Annotated in this window: 20 protein-coding genes and 1 riboswitch; of the genes, 4 read left to right on the top strand and 16 right to left on the bottom strand. The window is 29.7% G+C overall.

What is annotated here, in order from left to right; translation table 11 throughout:
* The first annotated feature begins 270 nt into the window (after window positions 1-270).
* The 3 genes from psyc5s11_RS06385 to psyc5s11_RS06375 all read left to right on the top strand — a co-directional run bounded on the left by psyc5s11_RS06385 (window position 271) and on the right by psyc5s11_RS06375 (window position 2,215).
* Window positions 271-639 carry a GntR family transcriptional regulator gene (locus tag psyc5s11_RS06385; RefSeq protein ID WP_224036784.1) on the top strand — a complete coding sequence of 123 codons (369 nt, stop codon included), beginning with the start codon at window positions 271-273 and terminating at the stop codon, window positions 637-639.
* Between the two features lie 74 nt (window positions 640-713).
* A complete protein-coding gene (locus tag psyc5s11_RS06380; RefSeq protein ID WP_224038137.1) occupies window positions 714-1,418 on the top strand; it encodes an ABC transporter ATP-binding protein in 705 nt (234 codons plus the stop codon).
* Window positions 1,412-2,215: an ABC transporter permease gene (locus tag psyc5s11_RS06375; protein ID WP_224036783.1), complete on the top strand. Its 804-nt coding sequence runs from the start codon at window positions 1,412-1,414 to the stop codon at window positions 2,213-2,215. Before psyc5s11_RS06380 ends, psyc5s11_RS06375 begins: the two co-directional genes overlap by 7 nt.
* Before the next feature lie 60 nt (window positions 2,216-2,275).
* Here psyc5s11_RS06375 and psyc5s11_RS06370 read toward each other — a convergent pair whose 3' ends face one another.
* From psyc5s11_RS06370 to psyc5s11_RS06360, 3 genes are all read right to left on the bottom strand, one after another.
* Window positions 2,276-3,040: an amino acid ABC transporter ATP-binding protein gene (locus psyc5s11_RS06370; protein WP_311196413.1), complete on the bottom strand. Its 765-nt coding sequence runs from the start codon at window positions 3,038-3,040 to the stop codon at window positions 2,276-2,278.
* Window positions 3,041-3,123: 83 nt separating this feature from the next.
* Window positions 3,124-3,900, bottom strand: a complete 777-nt coding sequence (locus psyc5s11_RS06365) for an amino acid ABC transporter permease (RefSeq protein ID WP_224036782.1) — start codon at window positions 3,898-3,900, stop codon at window positions 3,124-3,126.
* Between the two features lie 116 nt (window positions 3,901-4,016).
* On the bottom strand, window positions 4,017-4,850 hold the full coding sequence (locus psyc5s11_RS06360; protein ID WP_224036781.1) for a transporter substrate-binding domain-containing protein: 834 nt from the start codon (window positions 4,848-4,850) through the stop codon (window positions 4,017-4,019).
* Between the two features lie 316 nt (window positions 4,851-5,166).
* A riboswitch (Lysine riboswitch) is annotated at window positions 5,167-5,341 on the top strand.
* A gap of 153 nt (window positions 5,342-5,494) precedes the next feature.
* Between psyc5s11_RS06360 and psyc5s11_RS06355 the strand changes: the two genes are divergently transcribed.
* Window positions 5,495-6,925, top strand: a complete 1,431-nt coding sequence (locus tag psyc5s11_RS06355) for an amino acid permease (RefSeq protein WP_224036780.1) — start codon at window positions 5,495-5,497, stop codon at window positions 6,923-6,925.
* Between the two features lie 104 nt (window positions 6,926-7,029).
* Here the strand turns inward: psyc5s11_RS06355 and psyc5s11_RS06350 are convergent, their stop codons facing one another.
* From psyc5s11_RS06350 to psyc5s11_RS06290, 13 genes are all read right to left on the bottom strand, one after another.
* A complete protein-coding gene (locus psyc5s11_RS06350) occupies window positions 7,030-8,868 on the bottom strand; it encodes an APC family permease (protein WP_224036779.1) in 1,839 nt (612 codons plus the stop codon).
* 675 nt (window positions 8,869-9,543) lie between these two features.
* Window positions 9,544-10,788: an Nramp family divalent metal transporter gene (locus psyc5s11_RS06345; RefSeq protein WP_224036778.1), complete on the bottom strand. Its 1,245-nt coding sequence runs from the start codon at window positions 10,786-10,788 to the stop codon at window positions 9,544-9,546.
* A gap of 566 nt (window positions 10,789-11,354) precedes the next feature.
* Window positions 11,355-12,989, bottom strand: a complete 1,635-nt coding sequence (hcp, locus tag psyc5s11_RS06340) for a hydroxylamine reductase (protein WP_224036777.1) — start codon at window positions 12,987-12,989, stop codon at window positions 11,355-11,357.
* A gap of 299 nt (window positions 12,990-13,288) precedes the next feature.
* Window positions 13,289-14,056, bottom strand: a complete 768-nt coding sequence (locus psyc5s11_RS06335) for a formate/nitrite transporter family protein (RefSeq protein WP_224036776.1) — start codon at window positions 14,054-14,056, stop codon at window positions 13,289-13,291.
* Between the two features lie 230 nt (window positions 14,057-14,286).
* Window positions 14,287-14,967: a Crp/Fnr family transcriptional regulator gene (locus psyc5s11_RS06330; protein WP_224036775.1), complete on the bottom strand. Its 681-nt coding sequence runs from the start codon at window positions 14,965-14,967 to the stop codon at window positions 14,287-14,289.
* A gap of 44 nt (window positions 14,968-15,011) precedes the next feature.
* Window positions 15,012-15,440: a MarR family winged helix-turn-helix transcriptional regulator gene (locus psyc5s11_RS06325; protein ID WP_224036774.1), complete on the bottom strand. Its 429-nt coding sequence runs from the start codon at window positions 15,438-15,440 to the stop codon at window positions 15,012-15,014.
* A 187-nt stretch (window positions 15,441-15,627) separates the two neighbouring features.
* Entirely contained in the window at window positions 15,628-16,494 is an 867-nt protein-coding gene (locus tag psyc5s11_RS06320; protein WP_224036773.1) for an NAD(P)/FAD-dependent oxidoreductase, read from the bottom strand.
* Window positions 16,495-16,623: 129 nt separating this feature from the next.
* Window positions 16,624-17,103, bottom strand: coding sequence for a glutathione peroxidase (locus psyc5s11_RS06315; RefSeq protein WP_224036772.1), 480 nt, complete (start codon window positions 17,101-17,103; stop codon window positions 16,624-16,626).
* A gap of 158 nt (window positions 17,104-17,261) precedes the next feature.
* Window positions 17,262-17,570, bottom strand: coding sequence for a thioredoxin (trxA, locus tag psyc5s11_RS06310; RefSeq protein WP_224036771.1), 309 nt, complete (start codon window positions 17,568-17,570; stop codon window positions 17,262-17,264).
* A gap of 295 nt (window positions 17,571-17,865) precedes the next feature.
* The gene (locus psyc5s11_RS06305) at window positions 17,866-18,618 is read right to left on the bottom strand and encodes a hypothetical protein (protein WP_224036770.1); all 753 of its coding nucleotides are present in this window, start codon (window positions 18,616-18,618) and stop codon (window positions 17,866-17,868) included.
* Window positions 18,619-19,034: 416 nt separating this feature from the next.
* The gene (locus tag psyc5s11_RS06300) at window positions 19,035-22,868 is read right to left on the bottom strand and encodes a glycosyl hydrolase 53 family protein (protein WP_224036769.1); all 3,834 of its coding nucleotides are present in this window, start codon (window positions 22,866-22,868) and stop codon (window positions 19,035-19,037) included.
* Between the two features lie 30 nt (window positions 22,869-22,898).
* A complete protein-coding gene (locus tag psyc5s11_RS06295) occupies window positions 22,899-23,084 on the bottom strand; it encodes a hypothetical protein (RefSeq protein WP_224036768.1) in 186 nt (61 codons plus the stop codon).
* Window positions 23,085-23,098: 14 nt separating this feature from the next.
* Entirely contained in the window at window positions 23,099-24,862 is a 1,764-nt protein-coding gene (locus tag psyc5s11_RS06290) for a methyl-accepting chemotaxis protein (RefSeq protein ID WP_224036767.1), read from the bottom strand.
* Between the last annotated feature and the right edge of the window lies 1 nt (window position 24,863).

Below are 24,863 nucleotides of genomic sequence, written 5' to 3'. Positions count from 1 at the left end.
ATTTTATACTATTTGTACTTTTTTGTCAAATAAACATATTTTTTATAGTTTTTATCATATGTATTTAAACTCATTCTATTAATTATCGATTATAGTTTTATTTTCTTGAATTATTTTGTATTAAATTGTTCTTTAATGCATTTTAATGTCCTACGAGATTTATAATAACAAGTTGAAATTTCTTATTGACAAATAATAACTATAATTGTATTATTGTATTATCACCTTAGTACAACAATACAAAAGTATAATTTATGAAGGAGTGAGACTATGTCATGGAATTTTAATGACGATAGACCAATCTATCTGCAAATAATGGAACAAATACAACTTAGGATAATTTCAGGCGTATATAAAGTTGGTGAAAAATTACCATCTGTTAGAGATATGGCAAGTGACGCATCAGTTAATCCAAACACAATGCAAAAAGCATTGACCGAATTAGAACGAACAGGTTTAGTATTTAGCCAAAGAACAAGTGGCAGATTTATTACGGAGGATAGTAATATGATTAAAGATATTAGAAATGGACTTGCAAAAGAGCAGATTGAAAAATTTCTTTATAACATGGAGAAAATCGGATATACAAAACAAGAAACAATTCAACTGGTAGAAAATATATCAAAGGAGATGAAATAATGAAAAATGATGAAAATAAATTGCTTTATGATTCTGCTCAAAATGATTCAACATCTAATTTTACAAATAGTAATGTGGATAACATCCCTATTTTAGAATGTAAGAACTTAGTTAAAACCTATGGTAATTCTGAAGCTTTAAAAGGTATCGACTTAACAATTAATCGTGGTAGAATTGTTGGACTTTTAGGACCTAATGGTAGTGGTAAAAGTACCCTTATAAAACTTGCGAATGGTCTTTTAACTCCATCAAGTGGAGAAATATTAATAAATGGTCTTAATCCTGGAATTGAAACAAAAAAAATTGTTTCCTATTTACCTGAGAGAACATATTTAAATGATTGGATGAAAGTTTCTGATATTATTAATTTCTTTAGAGATTTTTATGATAATTTTAATCCTGAAAAAGCCTATGAAATGCTTCAAAAATTAAATATAAATCCTAATGATAAATTAAGAACTATGTCTAAAGGGACAAAGGAAAAAGTTCAACTTATTTTAGTTATGAGCAGAGAAGCTGATCTTTATTTATTAGATGAACCAATAGCTGGTGTTGATCCTGCAGCTAGAGATTACATTTTAAATACAATCATCACTAACTATAATGAAAATGCAACTATTATTATATCCACTCACCTTATCTCCGATATTGAAAGAGTATTAGATGATGTAGTATTTATTTCATCCGGAAAAATATTCTTAACTAAAAGTGTAGATGAAATTAGAGAAACTGAAGGAAAGAGTGTTGATACTCTATTTAGGGAGGTATTTAAATGTTAGGAAAATTAATGAAATATGAACTTAAATCAACTGCTAGAACCCTTATTCCACTTTATATAGCACTACTCGCTTTTGCTATTATTAATAAAATTTTTATTGGAGCTGGTCTTGCTGATAAGCTTGAAGGCTTTGGTTCAATTCCTTTTATACTCAGCATTTTTGCGTATGGATGTACTATGGCTGCTGTTTTTATAGTTACATTTTTTGTAATAATACAAAGATTTTATAAAAATTTACTTGGAGATGAAGGATATTTAATGAATACTCTTCCTGTATCTACCATCACTAATATTACAAGTAAACTTTCAATTGCAACTTTTTGGAACATTGTAAGTGGATTTGTAGCAATACTTTCAATAATTATTATGGCATTTAATCCTGGTGCTTTTAATTACTTTTTTCGTGAATTATTTAGAGTGCTTTCAGAGGGATGTGCCCAATTTGGATTTCAACTTTATGTAGTAATTATAGAAATAATTATTGCCATTTTAATAGGATTAGTAAGATCTCTTACAATGATATATGCATCTATATCAATTGGACATTTATTTAGTAAACACAGAATACTTTCAGCATTTGGTGCATTTATAGTCTTAAACTTGATTACAGCTGCAATTTCATCTGCTGTAGGAATGGCTTTTTCATTTTCAAATTTCAATATTGTGTTTGATAATATTGAATCATTTTACAATATTCACATGTTTCTATTATTTGCTATATTATTTGATTTAGTATTCTTCATAGCTTACTTTATAATAACTAATTATATATTAAAAAATAAATTAAATTTAGAATAATAAAACATTAAAGGAAGAGGCAATAAGTATACTTATTGCCTCTTCCTTTATCATTTTATTTTAATGTTCCATAAATCTAGCTAAAAATTCGCGTGTACGCTTATTTTTAGGATTATTGAAGATAACATCTGGAATATCATCTTCTACAATAACCCCATTTTCCATGAATACAGTTCTAGTAGATACATCTCTTGCAAAAGCCATTTCATGAGTAACTATAATCATAGTCATACCTTCTTTAGCAAGTGCACGCATAACCTCTAAAACTTCTCCTACCATTTCAGGATCTAAAGCACTAGTTGGTTCATCAAATAAAAGCACTTCTGGTTCCATTGCAAGTGCACGAGCAATAGCAACACGTTGTTTTTGTCCTCCTGAAAGTTGATGTGGCTTAGCATTAATGTAAGGTGCCATCCCTACTTTTTTTAAATATCTCATAGAAATATCTTTAGCATATTCTTTATCTTTTTTTAGAACTTTAATAACTCCAATCATACAATTTTCAATCACTGTCATATTATTAAACAGATTAAATTGTTGAAATACCATGCCAACTTTTGCCCTGTAGCTTGTTATTTCTTTGCGTTTATTTAGTATATTCTCTTTATTGTGTAGTACCTCGCCTGAAGTAGGAGTTTCTAACATATTTATACATCTAAGAAGAGTTGATTTTCCCGATCCTGATGCACCAATAATACAAACTACATCTCCTTGCTTTATATTAAAATCAATATCTTTTAATACTTGGTTATTCCCAAAAGTCTTTCCTAAATGGCAAATTTCCAATATAGAACCATCAATATTCATTTTTGCAGCAGCTTCCATTTTATTTTCACACCTTCACTTTTATAATTTAGGCATATGAAAGAAAATAACTAGCATTTTGACTTGTTATTTTTTTAATATGCTTATCTGTTTTCAGTTATATCTCCTGACATATAGTCATTATTCTCCAATTTATAACTGTCAGGCCCATCCATTTTATTTTCTATAAAACGTAATAATCTAGAAATTATAAGATTTATAACAAAATAAATCATACAGATAATAAAAAACACTTCAAAATATTTATAATAAGCTCCAGATGCTGATTTACCTACAAAGAATAATTCTGTTACAGATATTACATTTAATACAGATGTATCCTTAATATTGATAATTAGATTATTACCTATCTGAGGCATTATGTTTCGTAATGTTTGCGGAAGCACTATATATATCATTGTTTGAAAATGTGTCATTCCAATTGCCTTTGCTCCTTCTGTTTGCCCTGAATCAACAGATAAAATCCCTCCACGTACAGTTTCTGCCATATAAGCACCTGTATTAATTGAAACAACTATTAATCCTGCTGCTAATGGAGATAAATCAATTGCAAATGCTTCCATAGCACCATAGAATATAACCATAGCTTGCACAATCATAGGGGTTCCCCTAAAAAATTCAACATAAGCAGATAAAATCATTTTTGAGCATTTTAATAGAACTTTATGGATTATATTTGCTTCTGAATCTATTTCTATAGTTTTTACTATACCTACTAAAAATCCTATAATACATCCAACTATTGTACCAACTATTGCAATTAAAAGTGTATAAAATGCTCCTTGTATAAATAGATTTCCATAATGTTGTAAAATAAACCATACCCATTGAAAAAATCCAACTGGCGCATTTGATGTCATATCTTTTCCACCTCACAAAAAATATATTTTAATCACTGCAAAGACAATATACTAGTATACTGACTTTTTTATTGTGCCTTAAAATAAGGAGGTTTATAATACAAACCTCCTTATTACTATTTTGATAATGGTTGCACTTTAATAGCCTCTTCCATCATCTTATTACGATCTTCTTCTGAAATTTCTGAAATTGCTTTATTAATCTTATCAGTTAATTCTTTATTTCCTTTTTTAAGAGCAATACCAATATTTACATCTTCATCAGAAGCCTTAAATCCCTTATCTCCTTCAGGATTTATCATAACTAAATCTGGATTTGAATGAACTGCTGCCATAGCTGTTGGTTTATCCATTGTAACAACATTTACTTTACCAGATGAAAGTGCAACTATTAAAGAAGGTACAGTATCCATAGCTGGTTTAATATTAGCATCTGGAATTTGCTTTAACATATCATACCAAACTGTACTTAACTGAGACGAGCAAATAGCGCCCTTTAAATCAGCAACACTTTTAGCATTCTCATAAGGAGTCCCCTTCTTAGTAAGTGCTACTATACTAGCTTTGTAATATGGATCTGAAAAATCTACACTTTGCATACGCTCTTTTGTAATACTCATTTGTGCAATTGCAACATCAATTTTTCCAGAAGTTACACCTGGAATTAATCCATCAAAGTCCATTTTATGTACTTCTAGTTTATATCCAATTTTATCTGCAACCTTTTGAGCAATCATTAAATCATACCCGTTTGCATATTCATTGCCACCATTAATCTGAATTGCATTGTTTGAATTATCAGTTTGCGTCCAATTAAATGGTGCAGATGCCCCTTCTGTGCCTACGCGTAACACTTTATCATCCCCTCCGCTTTTTGAACCACAACCACTTAATACACCAATAGTTGCAACACATAAAGCCACTGCAATTATGTTTTTTAATCTTTTCATAACTTAGTCCCCCTTAAATTCTTATTGCTAAAAAAATAAGCCAACTTTCCTTACTAAAGTTGACGCCATTGTCAATAACAATTATTTATATACTGAATTATACCCTCAGCATATATTATTGTCAATTACAAAACTTTTCATTTGTTTTATAAACGTTTTATCATTTCTTTTTTTAAATTATTGATAATTCCCCAACAAAACAGCACCTATATTAAGAGTATAAATATATCAAATTTTAATTTTTAATATAAAATATTAAAAATATTGACTTATTTTTAATTTTATTAGATAATTAGATATAATTTAATAGGTAGATAACTAAGATAGAGGCGCGAAATTTAAGAGTAATATTATGGATTTAAGCATAACCAATTAATATGAAAGGAACTTTCGCCGAAGTAAATAATAAATTGCTTTAATATTATTTACTGGTTTTATGTAAAATATGCATATAACTGTCACAATTCAATTTGTGGAGAGCTATTTTCAATGGAAATATATGCGATTTTTTATATTATTTCAATATGCAACTTCGTATTTATGTCATGAATATGCTTTCATGGCATTTTTTTATTGTGTAAATCTTTATTCATTATCTTAGTTGCTTGCTTATGTATTCTAATATCATAAGGAGAGTAAACGCAATGGATGAACAAAACAACGAATTAAAAAGAGGTTTAAAAGCAAGACACTTAAACATGATAGCTTTAGGTGGTTCAATTGGTACAGGTATATTTCTTGCAATGGGTGATACCCTAAATCAAGCTGGACCTGGAGGTGCATTAGTAGCTTATACATTAGTAGGTATTATGGTGTACTTTTTAATAACTAGTTTGGGGGAAATGGCAACTTATATGCCAATCTCTGGTTCTTTCAGTACATATGCTAATAAATTTATTGATCCAGCTCTTGGATTTGCTCTTGGTTGGAATTATTGGTATAACTGGGCTATAACAATAGCAGCTGAAATGGTTGCAGGTTCTTTAATTATGAAGTATTGGTTCCCTAACGTGAATGGATTCTTCTGGAGTATAATATTTTTAATAATAATAGTAGGTTTAAATGTCTTATCTTCAAAAGCATATGGCGAAACAGAATACTGGTTTGCTGGAATTAAAGTAGTTACAGTTCTTGTATTTTTAGCAATAGGTGTTTTAATGATTTTAGGTATAATGGGTGGGAGCAGTGTAGGATTTCATAACTACTTTATAGCTGATGGACCATTTCATGGAGGTATTAAATCTATATTTGCTATATTTTTAATTGCCGGTTTCTCATTTCAAGGAACTGAACTTATAGGAGTTGCTGCTGGTGAAAGCGAAAATCCCGAAAAAACTATACCAAAAGCTATAAAATCAATATTTTGGAGAATAATAATATTTTACTTAGGTACAATAATTGTCTTAGGTGCTATAATACCATTTACAGAAGCCGGCGTTTCAACAAGTCCATTTACAATGGTATTTGAAAGAGCTGGAATAGCAGGTGCTGCATCATTGATGAATGCAATTATATTAACTTCTGTATTATCTGCTGGTAACTCTGGTATGTATGCATCAAGCAGAATGTTATTTTCAATGGCTAAAGAAGGTATGGCTCCTCAAATGTTTGCTAAAACTAATAAAAGAGGTGTACCTGTAAATGCTGTAATTGCAACTACTATAATTGCTTCAGCTTGCTTTTTAACTGGTATGTTTGCAGAAAGTACAGTTTACGTTTGGCTAATTGCTGCATCTGGTCTTGCTGGATTTATAGCTTGGGTAGGTATAGCATTATGTCACTATAGATTTAGAAAAGCATTTATTTATCAAGGTAAAAATTTAAAAGATTTAAAATACAAAGCTCTATTCTATCCATTTGGACCTATACTAGCATTATTAATGTGTTTAATAATAATAATAGGTCAAGGATACTCATGCATAAAACCTGATGGAATTGATTGGCAAGGTTTAATTGCTTCTTATATAGGAATTCCATTATTCATTGGATTATATGTCGGTTATAAAATTAAACATAAAACTAAAGTTGTTCCTTTAGATGATGTTGATTTAGTTTTCTCTGAAAATAATATATAGATAAAGTACATAAAAAATATATTTTTAGATAATTAAAAATAAGAGTATTAAGAAATGATTTTCTAATCGTCCTTGATACTCTTATTTTAACTATTTTCTATAAATTATTCATTAATTATATAAGGTACAGTTATTATTATTACATTTCTCATTTTCAATATAGATCTTCTTAAAAATACAGATGTTTGATTGTGAAGAACTTGATGCCACCATTTATGTATAATGAATTGAGGCATAACTATTGTAATTACTTCATGTGTTTTTAATTGTTTATGTTTTTCATCTACATAAGAAACTAATTTTTCATTAACATTTCTATAAGGTGCATTTTCAATTATAAGATGTGCAGCAATTTTAAGTGTTGCAAACTTTTCTATTAATTTCTTTGTTTGTTCCTCATCTGTGCTCACATGATAAACTTCTATATTATCGCCAATTGTCAAAGCATAATTTAACGTCTTTATAAAAGATTTATTTATTGTTTGTACTGGTACAATAACATGTTTAGTTATAGCTTCTCTTACAATTAAACCTTCTACTTCTACATCTATCACTAAATTTTCTCTTACTTTAGTATAATGCTTTCTAATTCTTAGCATTGCTGTTACAAGTAGTGGTATACATATAAGTACAATCCATGCTCCATGTGTAAATTTCTCTACTCCTATTATTATACATGTTGCTGCTGTAACAGTTGCTCCTAAACCATTTATAAAAGCCTTATGTTTCCAATTTCCTTCTTTACTTTTTGTCCATTTCTTAAACATTCCAAATTGAGACAATGTAAATGATAAGAAAACACCTACTGCATATAGTGATAATAACAGATGTGTACTACCATTAACCATATATACCAATAATGATGCTGCTAAAAATAATAATACTATACCATTTGAAAAACTTAATCTAGTTCCTCTAGTGCTAAGTTGTCTTGGTACATATCCATCTTTTGCGAGTATTGATAATAACAAAGGTAAATCTGAAAATGCTGTATTTGCTGCAAGAGTAAGAATAATAGCAGTTGTAGCTTGTACAGCAAAAAACATTAAACTATTTTGTCCAAAAACTTGAATAGCTATTTGTGCTATTACTGTAATATCCTTACCAGGTATTGCTGTATACATTGTTGATAAGTATGATATTCCGCCAAATATTACAAAGACAATACATGCTAACAAAACCAATACTGTTTTAGCATTTTTTTGAGCTGGATTTTTAAAATTAGGAATTCCATCACTTACTGCTTCAATACCAGTTAATGCTGTACATCCTGAAGAAAAAGCTTTCAAAAATAACAATATAGTCAAATCCTGTGTAGAGTCATTTAATTGATACAACTCTACTGGAGTTACTTTTAAAACTAAAACCTTAAAAATTCCTGTTACTATCATTATTATTATAGATAATATAAATAAATATGTTGGTATTCCAAATAACTTAGCTGAGTCTTTTGTACCTCTTAAGTTTCCGAGTGTTATCAACCCTATTACTAAAATAGCTATTAACGCTTTATGTGGTAAAAGTACTGGAATTGCTGATGTTATTGCTGCTGCTCCTGCGCAAGTACTAACTGCAACAGTTAAAACATAGTCTATCATTAAAGATGCTGCTGCTACTAGTCCTGGTAATTTACCTATATTATCGCTAGCAACAATATATGATCCTCCACCATGAGGATAAGAATCAATTATTTGTTTATATGAAAATACGAGTATAAATAATAACACTGAAATTGCAATTGCGATCTCGATCATTGATCCATATGCACGCATTCCAATTGCAGGTACAAGTACTAATAATATTTCTTCACTAGCATAAGCTACGGAAGAAATAGCATCACTTGATAATATTGGCAAGCCCCAAAGAACATTAAATTTTTCGCCAGCTAATTCTGTTGTCTTAAGAGCCCTTCCAATCAATAGTGATTGAATTTTTTTAAACATATTTATTCCTCCATATTGTTTTAAAAACAATTAATCTTTATTCATTAATATATGCAAATATCTTAAAGGTTTATAATCACCTTCTATTGTATGTGATTACAACAATACAGATTATATATCCATTGATATCTAATGTAAATATGTTTATTTTCTATTAATCGTTTTCATTTATTTTTCATATAAATTTATTTTTCGACATTTTTCTTTATCATATTTTTATAACTATTTAAATTAAAATTTGAACATAATCTATATAATTTCTTTTATTTTTAAATTAATCATAATCAAAAAACCTTTATGCATATTACAACTTTAAATTATGCATAAAGGTTTTATTTATATTAGGCACAATCAAAAAAATAACAAGTCCATTTGCCAGCTTATTTTCCATCATGCTACGTCGGCAAATTGCCCTAATAGTCCCACTATAAGGGTAATTCGTCTCCTTGCTTGATGAAAAATATTCATGGCAACTTTGGACTTGTTATTTATTTTCATGTGCCTTATTTCAAAACAAGTTTTTCATTTGCTTCTTTAACACTTATATATATTGCAATTAACAATGTACAATTTATGCTCTTTATAGGTAGTCTGTGACCCATTTAGGATAAAATCCTACGTGATTTTTTTAATAATTAGTACTGAAATTGTAGAAAACTAATTACAATATATACTCTAAAGAATGCTTATTAATAACATAATATTTAATACTGCAACAATACCACCAATAATCCAAAGTATAATATTTTCTGTTAGTGTATTTTTGTATTGTCCCATAACTTTTTCTGATGATGTTAAATATAATTGGCTAAAGATAGTTATAGGAAGTTGTACACTTAATAACATTTGAGAATATATTAGCCCATTAAATGGATTATCAATAAAAAATATTATTAATAAAGCAAATAAAATAGTAATTAAAACACCTATTTTACTATGTTTATTATTTATATCATATTCTTCAGCAAATAATCCCGCAAATATTGATCCGCCTGCCATTCCTGCTGTAATGCATGATGCTATTCCAGCAAACAATAGTGCTATTGCAAATATTAATGATGAACTGCTTCCAAGTAGAGGTTGTAACATTATTTGAGCTTGTTCAACTTCTGTTACATTAATACCATTATCAAAAAATGTCACTGCCACTAATATCATTGCACTATTTATGACAAAACCTATTATCATTGATAACATAGTATCCATAAATTCATATTTTAATTGCTTTTCAATTATTGTTTTATCTTTTAAATTCCATTTTCTGCTTTGAATTACTTCAGAATGTAAAAATAAATTATGTGGCATAACAACGGCACCTAAAACACTCATTATTATTGGCAATGAACCACTTGGAATATTAGGAATCACTAAACTTTTCGCTGCCTCGCCCCAATTAACATTTACAAGTGCTGTTTCAAATATAAATGATAGTCCTATTATCGATACAAATCCTATAATAATTTTTTCTATCCGTCTATATGAATTTGTAAATAACATAAATATGATTAATATTGATGATGCTGAAGCACCTATTTTTATAGGTATATGAAATAACATTTTTAGCGCTATAGCTGCACCCAATATTTCTGCCATTGCCGTCCCTATAGCTGCAAGTACAGCTGTTCCTGTTACTACTTTTCCAATAGATGGTTTCATATGTTTATTTATTGCTTCTGAAATACAAAGCCCAGTGACTATACCTAAATGTGCCGCATTATGCTGTAGCAATATAAGCATTATTGTTGATAATGTAACAATCCAAAGTAATTTATAACCATAAGTAGATCCCGCTGCAATATTGGATGCCCAGTTACCTGGATCAATAAATCCTACTGTAACCAAAATTCCTGGTCCTACATATTTCAAAAATTCATTTCCAGTAAACTTCTTCCATTTAGAAATAAAATTATTCTTATTCATAATATATATTAAAATCCTTTCTCTATTAATTGATAATTATTATCAATCTATATTGATTATATCACCTTTTCACTATTAATTATATATATATTGTATTTTACAATCTACAATTCACAGCAAATTTTCTAAAATTATCATCATTAATTGAGAATTGATAATTAAACATTGATAATTGAAAATCACATCATATATACAAAAAAACATCAAGAATTTATAATCTCTATAAATTCTTGATGTTTTATTTTTAATGTTAGTATAGATAACCACAACTCAAGTTGTATTTATACTAGGTATTAAATTCAATAATTACCATACTTAAGAGCATATCCAAACAGAGAAATTGGATACATATTTGTGAAGTAGGCATTGAAAATAAGCTGCTGAAGCTTCTTAATGGAAGGTTGTTCCATTTATGCTTGTCCCAATGTATATTTGGAGCATGCATAAATGGGGGCAACCTTCCATTTAGATGCTTCCAGCGAAATTTTCACAGTCCTACGGAATAAATATGTATTCAATTTCGGCGGATGTAGGCATAAGTATGGGTTCCACTGTGGTTATCTATATTAGTTTAAGAACATTTCTATATCATCTTCTACAGTTGTAATTCCACCAATACCAAAGTTTTCTACTAAAACATTAACTACATTTGGTGAAAGGAATGCTGGAAGTGTTGGTCCTAAATGAATATTCTTTACTCCTAAGTGTAATAGTGATAAAAGAACTATTACTGCTTTTTGTTCATACCATGCAATATTAAATGCTATTGGTAATTCATTTATGTCTTCAAGTTCAAATACTTCTTTAAGTTTTAATGCAATTACTGCTAATGAATAAGAATCATTACATTGTCCTGCATCTAAAACTCTAGGAATTCCACCGATATCTCCTAAATCTAATTTGTTATATCTATATTTTGCACAACCAGCTGTCATTATAACAGTATCTTTTGGAAGTGATTCTGCAAAATTTGTGTAATATGATCTAGATTTTTGTCTACCATCACATCCTGCCATAACAAAGAATTTCTTTATAGCACCAGTTTTTACTGCATCAACTATTTTATCAGCAAGTGCTAATACTTGATTATGAGCAAATCCACCAACGATTTCTCCTTCTTCTATTTGAATTGGAGCAACACATTTTTTAGCTTGTTCAATAATTATCGAAAAATCTTTCTTTCCATTTTCATCAGCTGTAATATGAGTACATCCTTCATATCCTGATGATCCTGTAGTGTATAATCTACTCTTATAACTATCTCTTGGAGGAACTATACAGTTGGTAGTCATAAGTATTGGTCCATTAAAGCTTTCAAATTCTTCTGGTTGTTTCCACCATGCATTTCCGTAATTACCAACTAAGTGTGAATATTTCTTTAAGTTTGGATAGTAGTGAGCTGGTAACATTTCAGAGTGAGTATAAATATCTATCCCTGTTCCTTCAGTTTGAATTAATAATTGTTCTAAATCTTTTAAATCATGTCCTGAAATTAATATTCCTGGATTTGTTTTAACTCCTATATTAACCTTAGTTATTTCTGGATTACCGTATGTTTCAGTATTAGCTTTATCTAATATAGCCATTCCATCAACACCAAATTTTCCTGTTTCTAAAGTTAATCCTATATATTCATCTAGTGTAACGCTATTATCAGCAGTTAACGATAATGCTTTTTGCATGAAAGCACATATTGCTTCATCTTCATATCCTAAAGCATTTGCATGTTTCATATATGCAGATAATCCCTTTAATCCGTAAGTAATAAGTTCTCTTAAACTTCTAATATCTTCATTTTCAGTAGCTAATACTCCAACCGTTTCTGCTTTAGCTTCCATTTCTGCTCTGTCTGTAACATTATATAATGCAGCTGAACTTAATTCTTTATTGCTTAATTTTGCTAATAATTCTTCTTTTATATTTAAAGTTTCTTTCACTCTACCATAAAATACTTCTTTATCAAAATTAGCATTAGTTATAGTAGTGAAAAGGTTCATTGTTACCATAGTGTTAATAGCTTGTGATACTTCTATTCCTTCTTCTCTAGCCTTTGTTGCTACTTCTGATAAACCTCTAGTTGTATATATTAATAAGTCTTGCATTTTTGCTAGGTCTGGAGTTTTTCCACAAACTCCCTTTACAGTACAGCCTGTACACCCTGCTGCTTCTTGACATTGAAAACAAAACATTTTATTATCCATATTAAATCTCCTCCACACATATATTTATTGAAATTTATTTTTTAACTATGTAATTTCTTTAGGCTTGTTAATCACTCACCTTATAAACTTATTTTATATTGAAATAGAAAAATAGTATGTACCATTTGTTACATACTATTTTTAAAATAAATTCTTTTTAATTATATATGTTGTAATCCTTAATGTTCAATTATCAATTAATGATAGGAATTTTAGATACTTTACTGTGAATTGTAGATTATAAAATACAATAGATATATACTTTTTTTAATTAATTTATATCCCATTCTCTTACTTCTTTACTTCTTTTTTGAGATTATATAATAAGGTAATGCTAAAAATATAGTTCCACCAATCATATTCCCAAGCGTTACTACTCCTATGTTATATACATATCCTATTATACTTACACTTGCTGCACCTGGATTAAGTAATCCAATTGTTAAAAGAGTCATATTAGCAACGCTATGCTCAAATCCAGCTGTTATAAATGCAAATAAACACCAAAAAATTATAATAAGTTTACCAGATTCACTTTTTAATTTAAAACTACACCAAGTAGCTAAACACACTAATATGTTACAAAATATTCCACGCATTAATAATGGCAAAAATGGAATGCTCATCTTAGTTGCTGAAGTTTTTGCAATAAATTCCCCAACTGGTCCTGCTGAAAGTCCAGTTGCATAAAACATATATCCTGCAATAATTGATCCAAGTAAATTACCTATAAAACAAACGATCCAAATCTTAAAAGTATCTTTCCACTTTACTTCACCGCTTAACGATGCAGCTGTCATAACAAAATTATTCCCTGTAAAAAGTTCTGATCCTGCCATAATAACTAAGCTAAGCGCTATGCCAAAGGATGCTCCCATTACAATTTTTGTAGCAGGCGAACCACTACTATTCAGTAACCCTCCAATTGTAAATATAAGCATAATTCCCATTCCCACATAGAGTCCTGCAAGCATAGAGCTTACAAAATACCCAAGTCTATTTGTTTTTAATAAGTTAACCTTTGCTTTTGCTGCCATAACCACACTGTTAAATTCTTCACAAAACATATTATAAATTCTCCTTTCCTGTTTACGATATCATTAATATACTCAAATTATACTTTACTTAAAACTAAAACACCGTGATTAAAATCACGGTGTGGTAACTTCTTCTTTATCTCTAAAGACATGAATTTCTACTCCAAATTATCAATACTTTTAAGCTTATATTAAACGCATAAAAGAAATTATCAGACCACTATCCATGCATATTAGTCTGTTATTTTCTTTCATGTACTTTAGTCAAACAATTCTTCTTCCAATTCTTCAATTTTTAAAATTTTAATTACATTTCTATCAAATTCAATATAGTTTAAATCTCTAAGATTCATTAATTCTCTTGATAGGGATGGTCTAGGAATTCCCATTGCAGAAGCAATTTCTTCTTTACTTTCTTTTAAGTTTATTGTTTCACTTTTTTGCGCCTTTGCTTGTTCTAATATATAATTTATTACCTTATGCTTAATGCTTTTGAATGCAATACTTTTGATTTTAGAATTTAGCATTAGTATCTTATTACTTAATGCTGACATAAAATTCCCAAGTACTCGTTCATCCATTGTACATAGCTTCAGTATATCTGATCTACTTATATAAAGAATATTACAGTCATTAAATGCTATAACAGTTGATGGATATTTAGATTTCTTTGAAAATATTAAAGCTTCCCCAAATACATCTCCATTACTTAATCGCTTTAAAGTAATTTGTTTTCCACTAAGATATATTCTTTGAATTTCAATTGCTCCATCTAAAACGAATCCTAAATTATTGCACACATCTTCTTCATTTGCAATGACCTCTCCCTTTCTATATGCTTTCACTGAATATCCAATACTAGAAATTAACTTTTCAATTTCTTCATCAGTGTGATTATTAAAAAATTCATTTCCTTGTAATTTATTAATTATATCTTTCATATTAAATTTCTCCTCCGCCATAATAAATCAAAGGATTTTTATTATTACAAACTATTTAGTAATTCATCCAAATCTCTTTTTAATTCCATAGCTCTTTCCATGGTAATATTTATCTTACATGCCATTTGATGAGGTACTTCTGTCACCTCATCCTTTAAAAACCTTCCTTGCTGCGTTAATTCAACTATTACCACTCTATCATCATTTACATCTCTATACCTTTTTATTAACCCCATGCATTCTATCTTCTTTAACAATGGAGTTAATGTCCCTGAATCTAAATGTAATCTTTTGCCTATCTCTTTAACTGTGCTTTTTTCATCTTCCCAAAGTACGAGCATTGCAACGTATTGTGTATACGTAAGATTAAACTTATCAAGAAAAGGCTTATACAATTTTATTATTTCTCTTGATGTTGCATATAAAGAGAAACATAGTTGATTATCTAATTTAATGCTTTCATATTTATCCATAATTTTTTCTCCTATATCTATTCTGATTTATATAAATTTAATTTCAATAAATATAATTAAGTTTAACTTTCTTACTTATATATGTCAATCTAAAAAAGCCTTCTTAATTAACCAAACTCCACTTCTTTCATTCTCTCAGAGTAAGTTATTCATACAAAATCATTCTTAAGGAACTACTTAATATAATTTACTTTTTAGAAATAGAATCAACATAACTCGCTGCTGATAAACTTGCTATATTCCCTTCTCCAGCTGCTTTTATATATTGATATGGCTTTCCGATGACATCCCCTGCTGCAAAGCATCCATTTATATTTGTTTTCATTAATCTATCTACTTCAATATGGTTATCTACTATTTTAAGTCCTGGTACCAATTGTCCTGGAGAAATACTATCTCTTAATATAAAAATACCATCGGTATCAATCTCTGAATTTTTAAGCTTTAGTTTACTGACTTTATCTTCTCCAATAATTTCAACTGGAATATCATTTATGATTTCAATAGAAGAATCTACGCTGACCTCTTCTTTATACATAGGAATATAATAAACTTTAGATGCTATCGTAGCAATGAAATTAGCCTCTTCCTCTTCATGCTTATTGTATGATATTATTGTAACTACTTTATTTTTATATAAAGGAGCATCACAAGTTGCACAATATCCTACACCTTTTCCAAGTAATCTTTCTTCCCCATCAAATAATTTTCCATGTTGGACTCCAGTAGCCAATATTACAGACGTAGCTTCATACATCTTTTCATTTACCATTAATCCAAAGTATTCGCCCATTGCATAAATATTATTAATTTTTTCTTCTGTTATACTTATATCCATTTCCTTCAAATGATTATTGAACTCTTCTTGTATTTCTTTACCACTTTTTTTATAGAAGCCCAAATAATTATTTATTTCATGAGCCTTTGAAAGCTTTGCAGTAAGTTCCTTATTACCAAATATTATAAATTTCTTCTTTCTTATTTTTGCATTTAATGCAGCCGATAAACCTGCAGGACCACTTCCTATTATTGCAATATCATATCTTTCACTCATATTAATTTCCTCCAATACTTTTTGAATGTACCTTAACTATATCTATTTGAATATAAATTTCCAATTGAAAATTTTATTACTAATTTGTATTATAATATATATTCTTTTCTACAACATATATATTATAATTTAATAATTCAATAATTTCAAAATATCATCTTTTATCTTTAGTGGCTTTGTTGTAGGTGAATATCTTTTTACCACTTCACCTTCTTTATTAATTAGAAATTTAGTAAAATTCCATTTTATTTCTTTACTAAATAATCCTTTTTCTTCATTCTTCAAAAATTTATATAAAGGATGTGCATTATCCCCATTTACATCAATTTTTTCAAACATAGTAAAAGTAACACCATAATTTAATAAACAAAATGAGTGTATTTCTTCATTACTTGATGGGTCTTGACTTGCAAATTGATTACAAGGAAATCCTAAGATATCTAATCCTTGCGCTTTATATTCTTTATAAAGTTTTTCTAAGTCTTCAAATTGTGGAGTTAATCCACATTTGCTTGCAGTATTTACTACTAAAACTACTTTCCCTTTATATTCTTCCATTTTGATTTCTTGCCCATTCATTTTTTTTGCTGAAAAATCATAAAAATTCATCTTTGTATCTCCTCACATAATTTATTTAAGTTTGCTTTAATAATTGTAATTAAGGAAGCTCTTGTATTTATAAAAATTTAATTGTACTCAATATATATTCTTATAATAAAAACATAGCACTATTTATGTACTATGTTTTTATATTTAAAGAATATATTCTATAAATTAGCTTCAATTGCTTGCTGAATTTTTTCTTTTGGTAAAAAGCCTACAAGTTGTTCTACTTTTTGACCATCTTTAAAAATAAGCATTGTTGGTACACTTGCAATTTTAAATTCATTTGCTAAATCTAAACTTTGATCTATATCAACTTTTATAAAATTAGCCTTTCCTTCCATTTCACCCGATAATCCTTCAAGAACTGGCGCTAACATCTTACAAGGTCCGCACCAAGTTGCAAAGAAATCTACAACTGTAATTCCACTTTCTATTTCACTTCTAAATTCATTGTTATCTACTATTTTCATCTTTCATTCCTCCATTTTATCTGTAATTAAACTAATTATAGTTTATTTCTTTAGTTATTTTAAGCTTTTTATGTATTTAGTATACATACCTTTTATTGAATTTATCAAAATTCAATTTAATACAACCTTTTATGTCTTTATTGTACTTTGTATAATATTTATTGTCAATATCTTTCGCAATAATTTCTACATATTTCTTTAGAAATTATTTTTATATATTTATTATTCAAATATACAAAAAATCAACCCTATATGCAAATTCATATTACATTTAAAGTTGATTTAATCATTTTTATTATTTAATTATAATCTTAAAATCCTCAGGACTTATCTTGTATTCAATAAGCATTTCTATAACCGTATCCCTAAAAGAATTTTGAATCGACTTCTTTTGTATTGATTTAATTTCTTTAATAACCTTATTACTATTTTTGTTTTCTCTATATTGCTTTGTTAAAACTTCTGCTGTTTTTACAAGTAAATCATCCCAATCTTCAACTGTTACTAGATTGGTATCCAATTTAAACGCTTTAGGTTCTTTTAGTGAGAAGTCTTTATATATTTCTATTTCTTCTTCATTAATTATTTCATTGCTTACGTCTTCATTTTTTTCTTGAATTTTAATTTCTGGTTCTTTATTTATTTCATTAAGCTTAGCTTCTTTATTTTGTATGTTCTTTTCATACTCATCCTGCATCCATTTCACGTATTCGCCTAAAGTTTCTACAACATCATATATGGATATAGAAGTATCTCTATGATCTTTACTAAGTTTGAAATCTCTATTTTTCTTAATTATTTCACTTGATTTATCTTCTATATAGTCTATTGTATCTTCTAATATATTTGCTAAATTATTCAGACCATTTTGAATTTCAACAGACATTGCTGGAAAATTATCAATTACATATTCAATTGTATCAACATCAAAAAGCACTAAATTCTTTTTTCTAAAAACACTCTTTTCAATTTCTTTTGTTTCAGTTTTGATTTCATTAACTACATGTACTTCTTTTCCTTCAATTTCATCTTTCTTAAAAAATCCCATTAACTAACAACTCCATTCCATATATTATTTCTATATATTATATATTACCATATTATTACATGCATTTTGTTAATTTTATTAATTATTTTGCTTTAAATTTATTTTCTTAGCAAAATATATTTTGTAACATACTCTATGTTTTTTATAAAACATGTTATTTTTACAACAAAATAAGGATAGTAGATATTTTATTTGTCTCTACTATCCTTATAAGTTAATCTTTAAGAATATGCTTTCATTGAAGTTACAGTTTAGTTTACATTGTTTGCAACAAGAAATAATTTTTCTGCACTATTATCTGCTTTAAATCTTTCCTTAGTTATAGCTTCTATACTTAAATTAATAAGTTCAACTGTTAACTTTGCTGTTTATGCACTTTAACTTGACAATTTTCCTATTTACTCTGAATTTTACTACTAACCTATCCATTCTCCATTTGAGCCTAATTGATACCCATCTATTGTTGTATTAGCCGCCATTGATCCATCTTCATTACAGTAGTACCAAGTTTCTCTATCTTTTATCCAACCACTCGCCATGTATCCATTATCTTTTAGATAGTACCATTTGCCTTCATCTAATCTCCAATCGGTTTGCATAACTCCATTTGTTGGAGATAAATAAGCCCATCCTACATTATCTTTTTGCCAACCTACTTGTGGGTCTCCAGTGGCATTAACCATGTACCAATTATTATCTACTTTAGTCCAACCTTGTGCTATAGTTTCCGTTGCTGGAATTTCAGAAGTTGATGCAATATAAGTTGCATTTGCTTGAGTTGGTAAAGTAATTGTATTAGTTCCTATAGCAACTCCATCTGATAATTTTATATACTTGTCTAGTAAAGGTAAATATTTGTAGACTGCTACAACTTCACCTGCATCTTTATCTATAGGAATAGTAGCTCCATTACTTGATGTTTCTGTTGTTATAATTGCTCCTATTTTATTTCCTCCCTTAACTATTGGAGTTAAAGAAAGTTTAGTACCATCTGATGCCACTAATTCCTTAGTTTGTTGAGCTGTTGTTCCTTCACCTAAGACAGTACTTACATTAGTTATTAATTTTGTTTCAATAGCTTTTGCTTCTTCCCTTGTTACATTAGCTATTACTGCTGGTTTAATATATGGTATATTAGCTACACTATTATTGCTAGCTGTTGCACCAGTATCATTAGATGTTGTATTTGAACTTGTGCTAGATCCTCCACTGCTTGATTCTGATTTTACACTTAATGTAACAGCACTGCTTGTTGTTACATTTCCAATTCCATCTGTTATAATACAGCTATACTCTCCTTCATCACTTTTCACCACACGTTCTATTTTCAATATTGATCCATTAGATCCAGTTACTTTTTCACCGTCTCCTAAATCTCTATCATTTTTTTGCCATTGATAATTAAACGGTGCTCTTCCAGTTACTTCAATCTCAAATCTAGCTGTTTGTCCATTTGTTAGTGATAAACTATATGGCTGATTTGTTATGATTAATCTTTCTGCATCTGAATTACCTGATTCGGAATTTTCTTTATCTGACTCGCTCACTACTTTAATTGTTGTAATTCCAAATTTACTTTCATCTACTTTTGAAGTTGCTTTAATTTCGTAATCACCTAATGCTGCATCTTTCGCTACGCTTACAAGTCCATTTTCATCAACTGCTACCCTGTTGCTTGTGTCATTACTTGACCAACTTACTGTTTCATCCGCTCCTTCTTCTGCATCCACTTTTGCACTTAATTGCTTAGTTTTACCTATCACTAAAGTTACACTTGCTGGTGTTGTTACAACACTGTTAATTGCTGATACTTCATTAATTACCGTACTTGTCTGTATAAGTTCAAAATCATCATAAGATCCCCAGTATCCACCTGGAGCATTTAAATATGAACCAATAGTCAAAGTTCCGTCTGTGACGATAATATCCTTAATTATTGCCTGAGACCATACCGCCCAACCCGTATTTTTGATGTCAGCTGACAATCGATTACCATTTGAATTTTCTGCGAATATTTGGTTGGTACAGCTGTCCAAAGCTCCTTGAGACCAGGCTGACATACTATAAACTCCGTTTTTCAGACCTGTTATTTTTTGTGATGCTGTCAGTTCAAAAGCTGTGGCTTTATAGTAGCCTAATGCTTTTAATTCCGAACGCCTGTCATTACTGAGGCTTACAGCATTAGAATCAGATATTGTCCAGTTATCGAAACTTGATTCAAACCCTGAATTCTGAACAGGGTTACCGGCTTCTACTGTGAAGTTTATTACATAAGTTTTTATTGCAGAACCGTTTGTTACAGTTACTGTTGTATGTCCTGGCAAAGCAACTGTTGGTGTCACCTCTGCAGTTACAGAAGAATTCATTGCTGTAGCCGTTACCGTTGGCACCTCAGTAGTTCCCGCAAGCATAGCTACATCGTAACTGGTTACATCAGTATCAAATCCCTTAACTGTAACACCGTTTACTTGTAAGTCCTTCAAAGACGTGTCCTCATTCTTAGTCAACATGAAATCATCAATATTCCCCCACTGGCCTTCATTTCCCTTCACTTCCACTTTGACACCAATGGTAAGTGTCCCATTAGTTACCTCTACGTTACTGATTGTAGTTTTGCTCCAGACATGCCAACCTGAATTAGTGAATGTACTTGAGACTCTTTGTCCATCTCCATTTAACGCAAAAATCTCTGAGACCTTTTCTCCGCCTCCACCAGAAGTCCATGCGAATAACTTATATGAGCCGTTTTCCAAATCGGTTATTTCCTGTGAAGCTTCAAAATTTCCATTATAATAATGAAGTGCTTGCACTCCTTTATAAGAATCATTTTCAAAATTGACTGAAGTAGTATCTCCAGTCACATTCCAGCTTTCTCCATTTAACTCAAAGCTAGGATTTGTAATAGGGTTTGTACTTGCAACTACTGTCACCTGACAGGTAGCCGTTTTATGTTGATCGTAGCTAGTTGCAGTTATAGTCGCAGCACCTGGTACCATACCTGTTATTATTCCATTTGAAGAATTTACCTTTGCTATGCTTGCATCTGACGATGAAAAAATAACACCTTTATATGTGGAATTTGATGGTGTAAGAGTTGAATTTGCATTTACTGTATTTCCAACTTCCACAGTTACGGTTTCCTTATCAAGGGATATTCCAGTTACCGGGTAAGGGTTCAATTCTACTTCCCCAGGTAAAAAGGCATCAAGAGCTTTAGTTGGCTGTCCATCAGTCGACTTTCCATCATTGCCATTCCATGCAGATAGGCTGTATCCACTCCAGCTCTTAGCACCTTGTGGCTCCCAATAAAACACTCCTATTCCCTTATCATTTGGAACTTCCAATACTTTGTTTTGAACCGCTATAAGCATATTGTGAACGTTTATATCGTCAATAGAACAATCTGCACCGACCTCTACTACCATTACTTCTTTTCCATACCTAGAAGCCATATCATTTAAGTTATTCCCAAGAGCATAAATTGATGATGTATAGTCTCCTTCAGGATAATATGAAACACCTATTACATCGTATTTTGCACCGTTTGCTTTAAGTTTATCAAAAAGATTTCTAAAATTAGCATTGTCATACCCATTTGCTCTATGAATAATAACTTTTGATGTTGGGCTGACAATCTTAACTGCATCATAGCCTGAGTTTATCAACTCCACCAAATTACTTGGGTTACTAAGACTACCCATAGGAAGCAGCATTCCTGGATTAATTTCATTTCCTACCTGTACCCATTCTGGAGTCACACCTGCATCTTTCAGCTTTGTCATGACGTCATATGTGTAGTTATACAAATGGGTTTTCATCTGTTCCAAGTCATCATTTTTCCAAGCTTCAGGAATAATTTGTTTACCTGGGTCCGCCCAACTATCGCTGTAATGAAAATCAAGCATAATCTTGAACCCCATATTTTTTGCACGCACAGCCATGTTAACGGTTTCTTCAGTACTACAATGGCCACTTTGAGGATCATCTGATGGATTAACCCAGGTTCTTAACCTTATTGAATCAATACCGTGATCCTTTAGATTCTTTAGGCAATCCTCCGTATTCCCATTGTCATCTTTAAAAACAAACCCGCTTTCTTCCATCTGTGGCAGCCAGCCTACATCTGCACCTTTCACAAAGTTAACGTTTACTTCTGAGGCTTTAACAATTGTAGGCTTCTCAATTAAAATAAATGAAGAAAGTATTGTAACAGACAGTATTAATGAAATAATCTTTTTGATTTTTTTCATGATATTAACATACCCCCTATGTATTATTTTCTATATTATATAAAATATCACTATGATTAGTAATATTTTATTTTTGCCTCTTATATCAATTCTTCTATAATTTGTTAAACTTCCTAAATTGATACCTTTTAATAAACACTCTGTTGATAAAGAAAATAAATATACTTTAACTATATTGGTACAGCTTATTTCTTTATCATACTTTGTATTTATCATTATTGTTTCTCATCTTAACTTCTTAGCTTAAACTTTCCAATCATATTCTTCAGTATTTCTACTTGCACTGTTAATTCTTCACTAGCAGCTGCACTTTCCTCTGCTATTGCTGAATTTGATTGAACCACCTCTGAAATTTGCATTATTCCATCATTTATTTGTTTAATAGCTTGTGATTGTTCCTCAGTTGCACTTGCAATATCTTCTATTAAATTAGTAGTCTCATTTACATTATTTGCAACAACAAATAATTTTGATGCAGTATTATCTGCTATTAATCTACCTTTTGCTACAGCTTGCATGCTCAATTTAATAAGCTGATTACTTTCCTTTGCAGCTTCTGCACTTTGACTTGATAACTTTCTTACTTCATCTGCTACAACTGAAAATCCTTTTCCAGCTTCGCCAGCTCTAGCTGCTTCTATTGCTGCATTTAATGCAAGCAAATCAGTTTGAGATGCTATTTTATCAATTTTCACTATTATATTACTAATATCCTTAGAAGCTTTTTCAATGTCATTAATTGCATTTACCATTTCTTTCATTTGGCTTGTACTTTCCTCTACGTCATGTGTTAATTTATGAGCAATTTCATTAGTATTACTTGTACTTTTAGCATTTTTTTCTATTTTGCCGTTTATTTCTTCCATTGATGCTGAAAGCTCTTCAATTACACTTGCTTGTTCTGCAGCCCCTTCTGATAAGACCTGAGAAGTACTTTCAACCTGTTCTGCTCCCACATTTACTTGATTTGAAGAATCATTTAATTCATAAAAAACTTCATTAAGTGAATTTAAAATAGTATCCATTGAATTTTTTAATGTTATAAAATCGCCTTTATATTCTACTTTAGTGCTTATATCTATATTTCCTCTTGAAATATTCCCCAATACGTCTGATATTTCATATATATAACTTCTAAGATTTTTAACCATTATTGAAAATGAATCTGCCAATTCCCCAATTTCATCTTCTGAATTTATATCAATAGAAACATTTAAATCACCTTCAGCTATTTTTTCTGCAAGCTTTGAGATTTCTTTTATAGGATTCCCTATAATTTTAGCAAGATAAACCGCTGATATTACAGTAAATACGCAAGCTCCTATAATTGCTAATACAATAATAGAACTTGCTATTATTTGAAGCATTTTTAATCTGCTTACTACTTCATTTCCCATAGTTATACTTTCATTCATTAACGCTGAAACATCATCTGTTATTTGATTCATAAGTGGTGTTCCCTTTTCTCTAAGTGAATTTAGTGCTTCATCATTTTTCTTTGCCATACTCAAATTGATAACTTCAATTTTAACTGCCTGATATAGTGCTACATCATATGAAATCTTCTTAGGTAATGTCTTATCAGTTTTGGATTCATTAGCTTTTTCAAGTTCTGTTATCATCTCTTGAATTTTAGACATAGAAATATCAAGTTCATTTTTAGCTTCCGTTAATTGATTGCTGTCTTCCAACATTATAACGTCTCTTATAACAGACTTCGAATTTTGAACTTCCATGCCAAGATTTCCAATAACACCTTGTGAAAAACCATAATTTTTTAATGCATATTCATAATCACTATTAGTTTTTTGTAAAAAAACTAATCCCAATCCGCCACATATAACTGTAAGAATTGCCATAGTCATGTATGACATTAATAATTTCTTTTTTATTGGCAACTTTTTAAAATCCATAAATTTTATATGAGTTCTCAGTCCTTTTAAGCCCTTAAATTTTATATTAGAATTCATCTTTTTGTAAATTGTAAATTTCATA

This window comes from Clostridium gelidum (assembly GCF_019977655.1).
In the GTDB taxonomy this organism is placed as follows: domain Bacteria; phylum Bacillota; class Clostridia; order Clostridiales; family Clostridiaceae; genus Clostridium; species Clostridium gelidum.
Note: the sequence above shows the minus strand (reverse complement) of the source record. Positions and strands in the feature narration are given on the sequence as shown.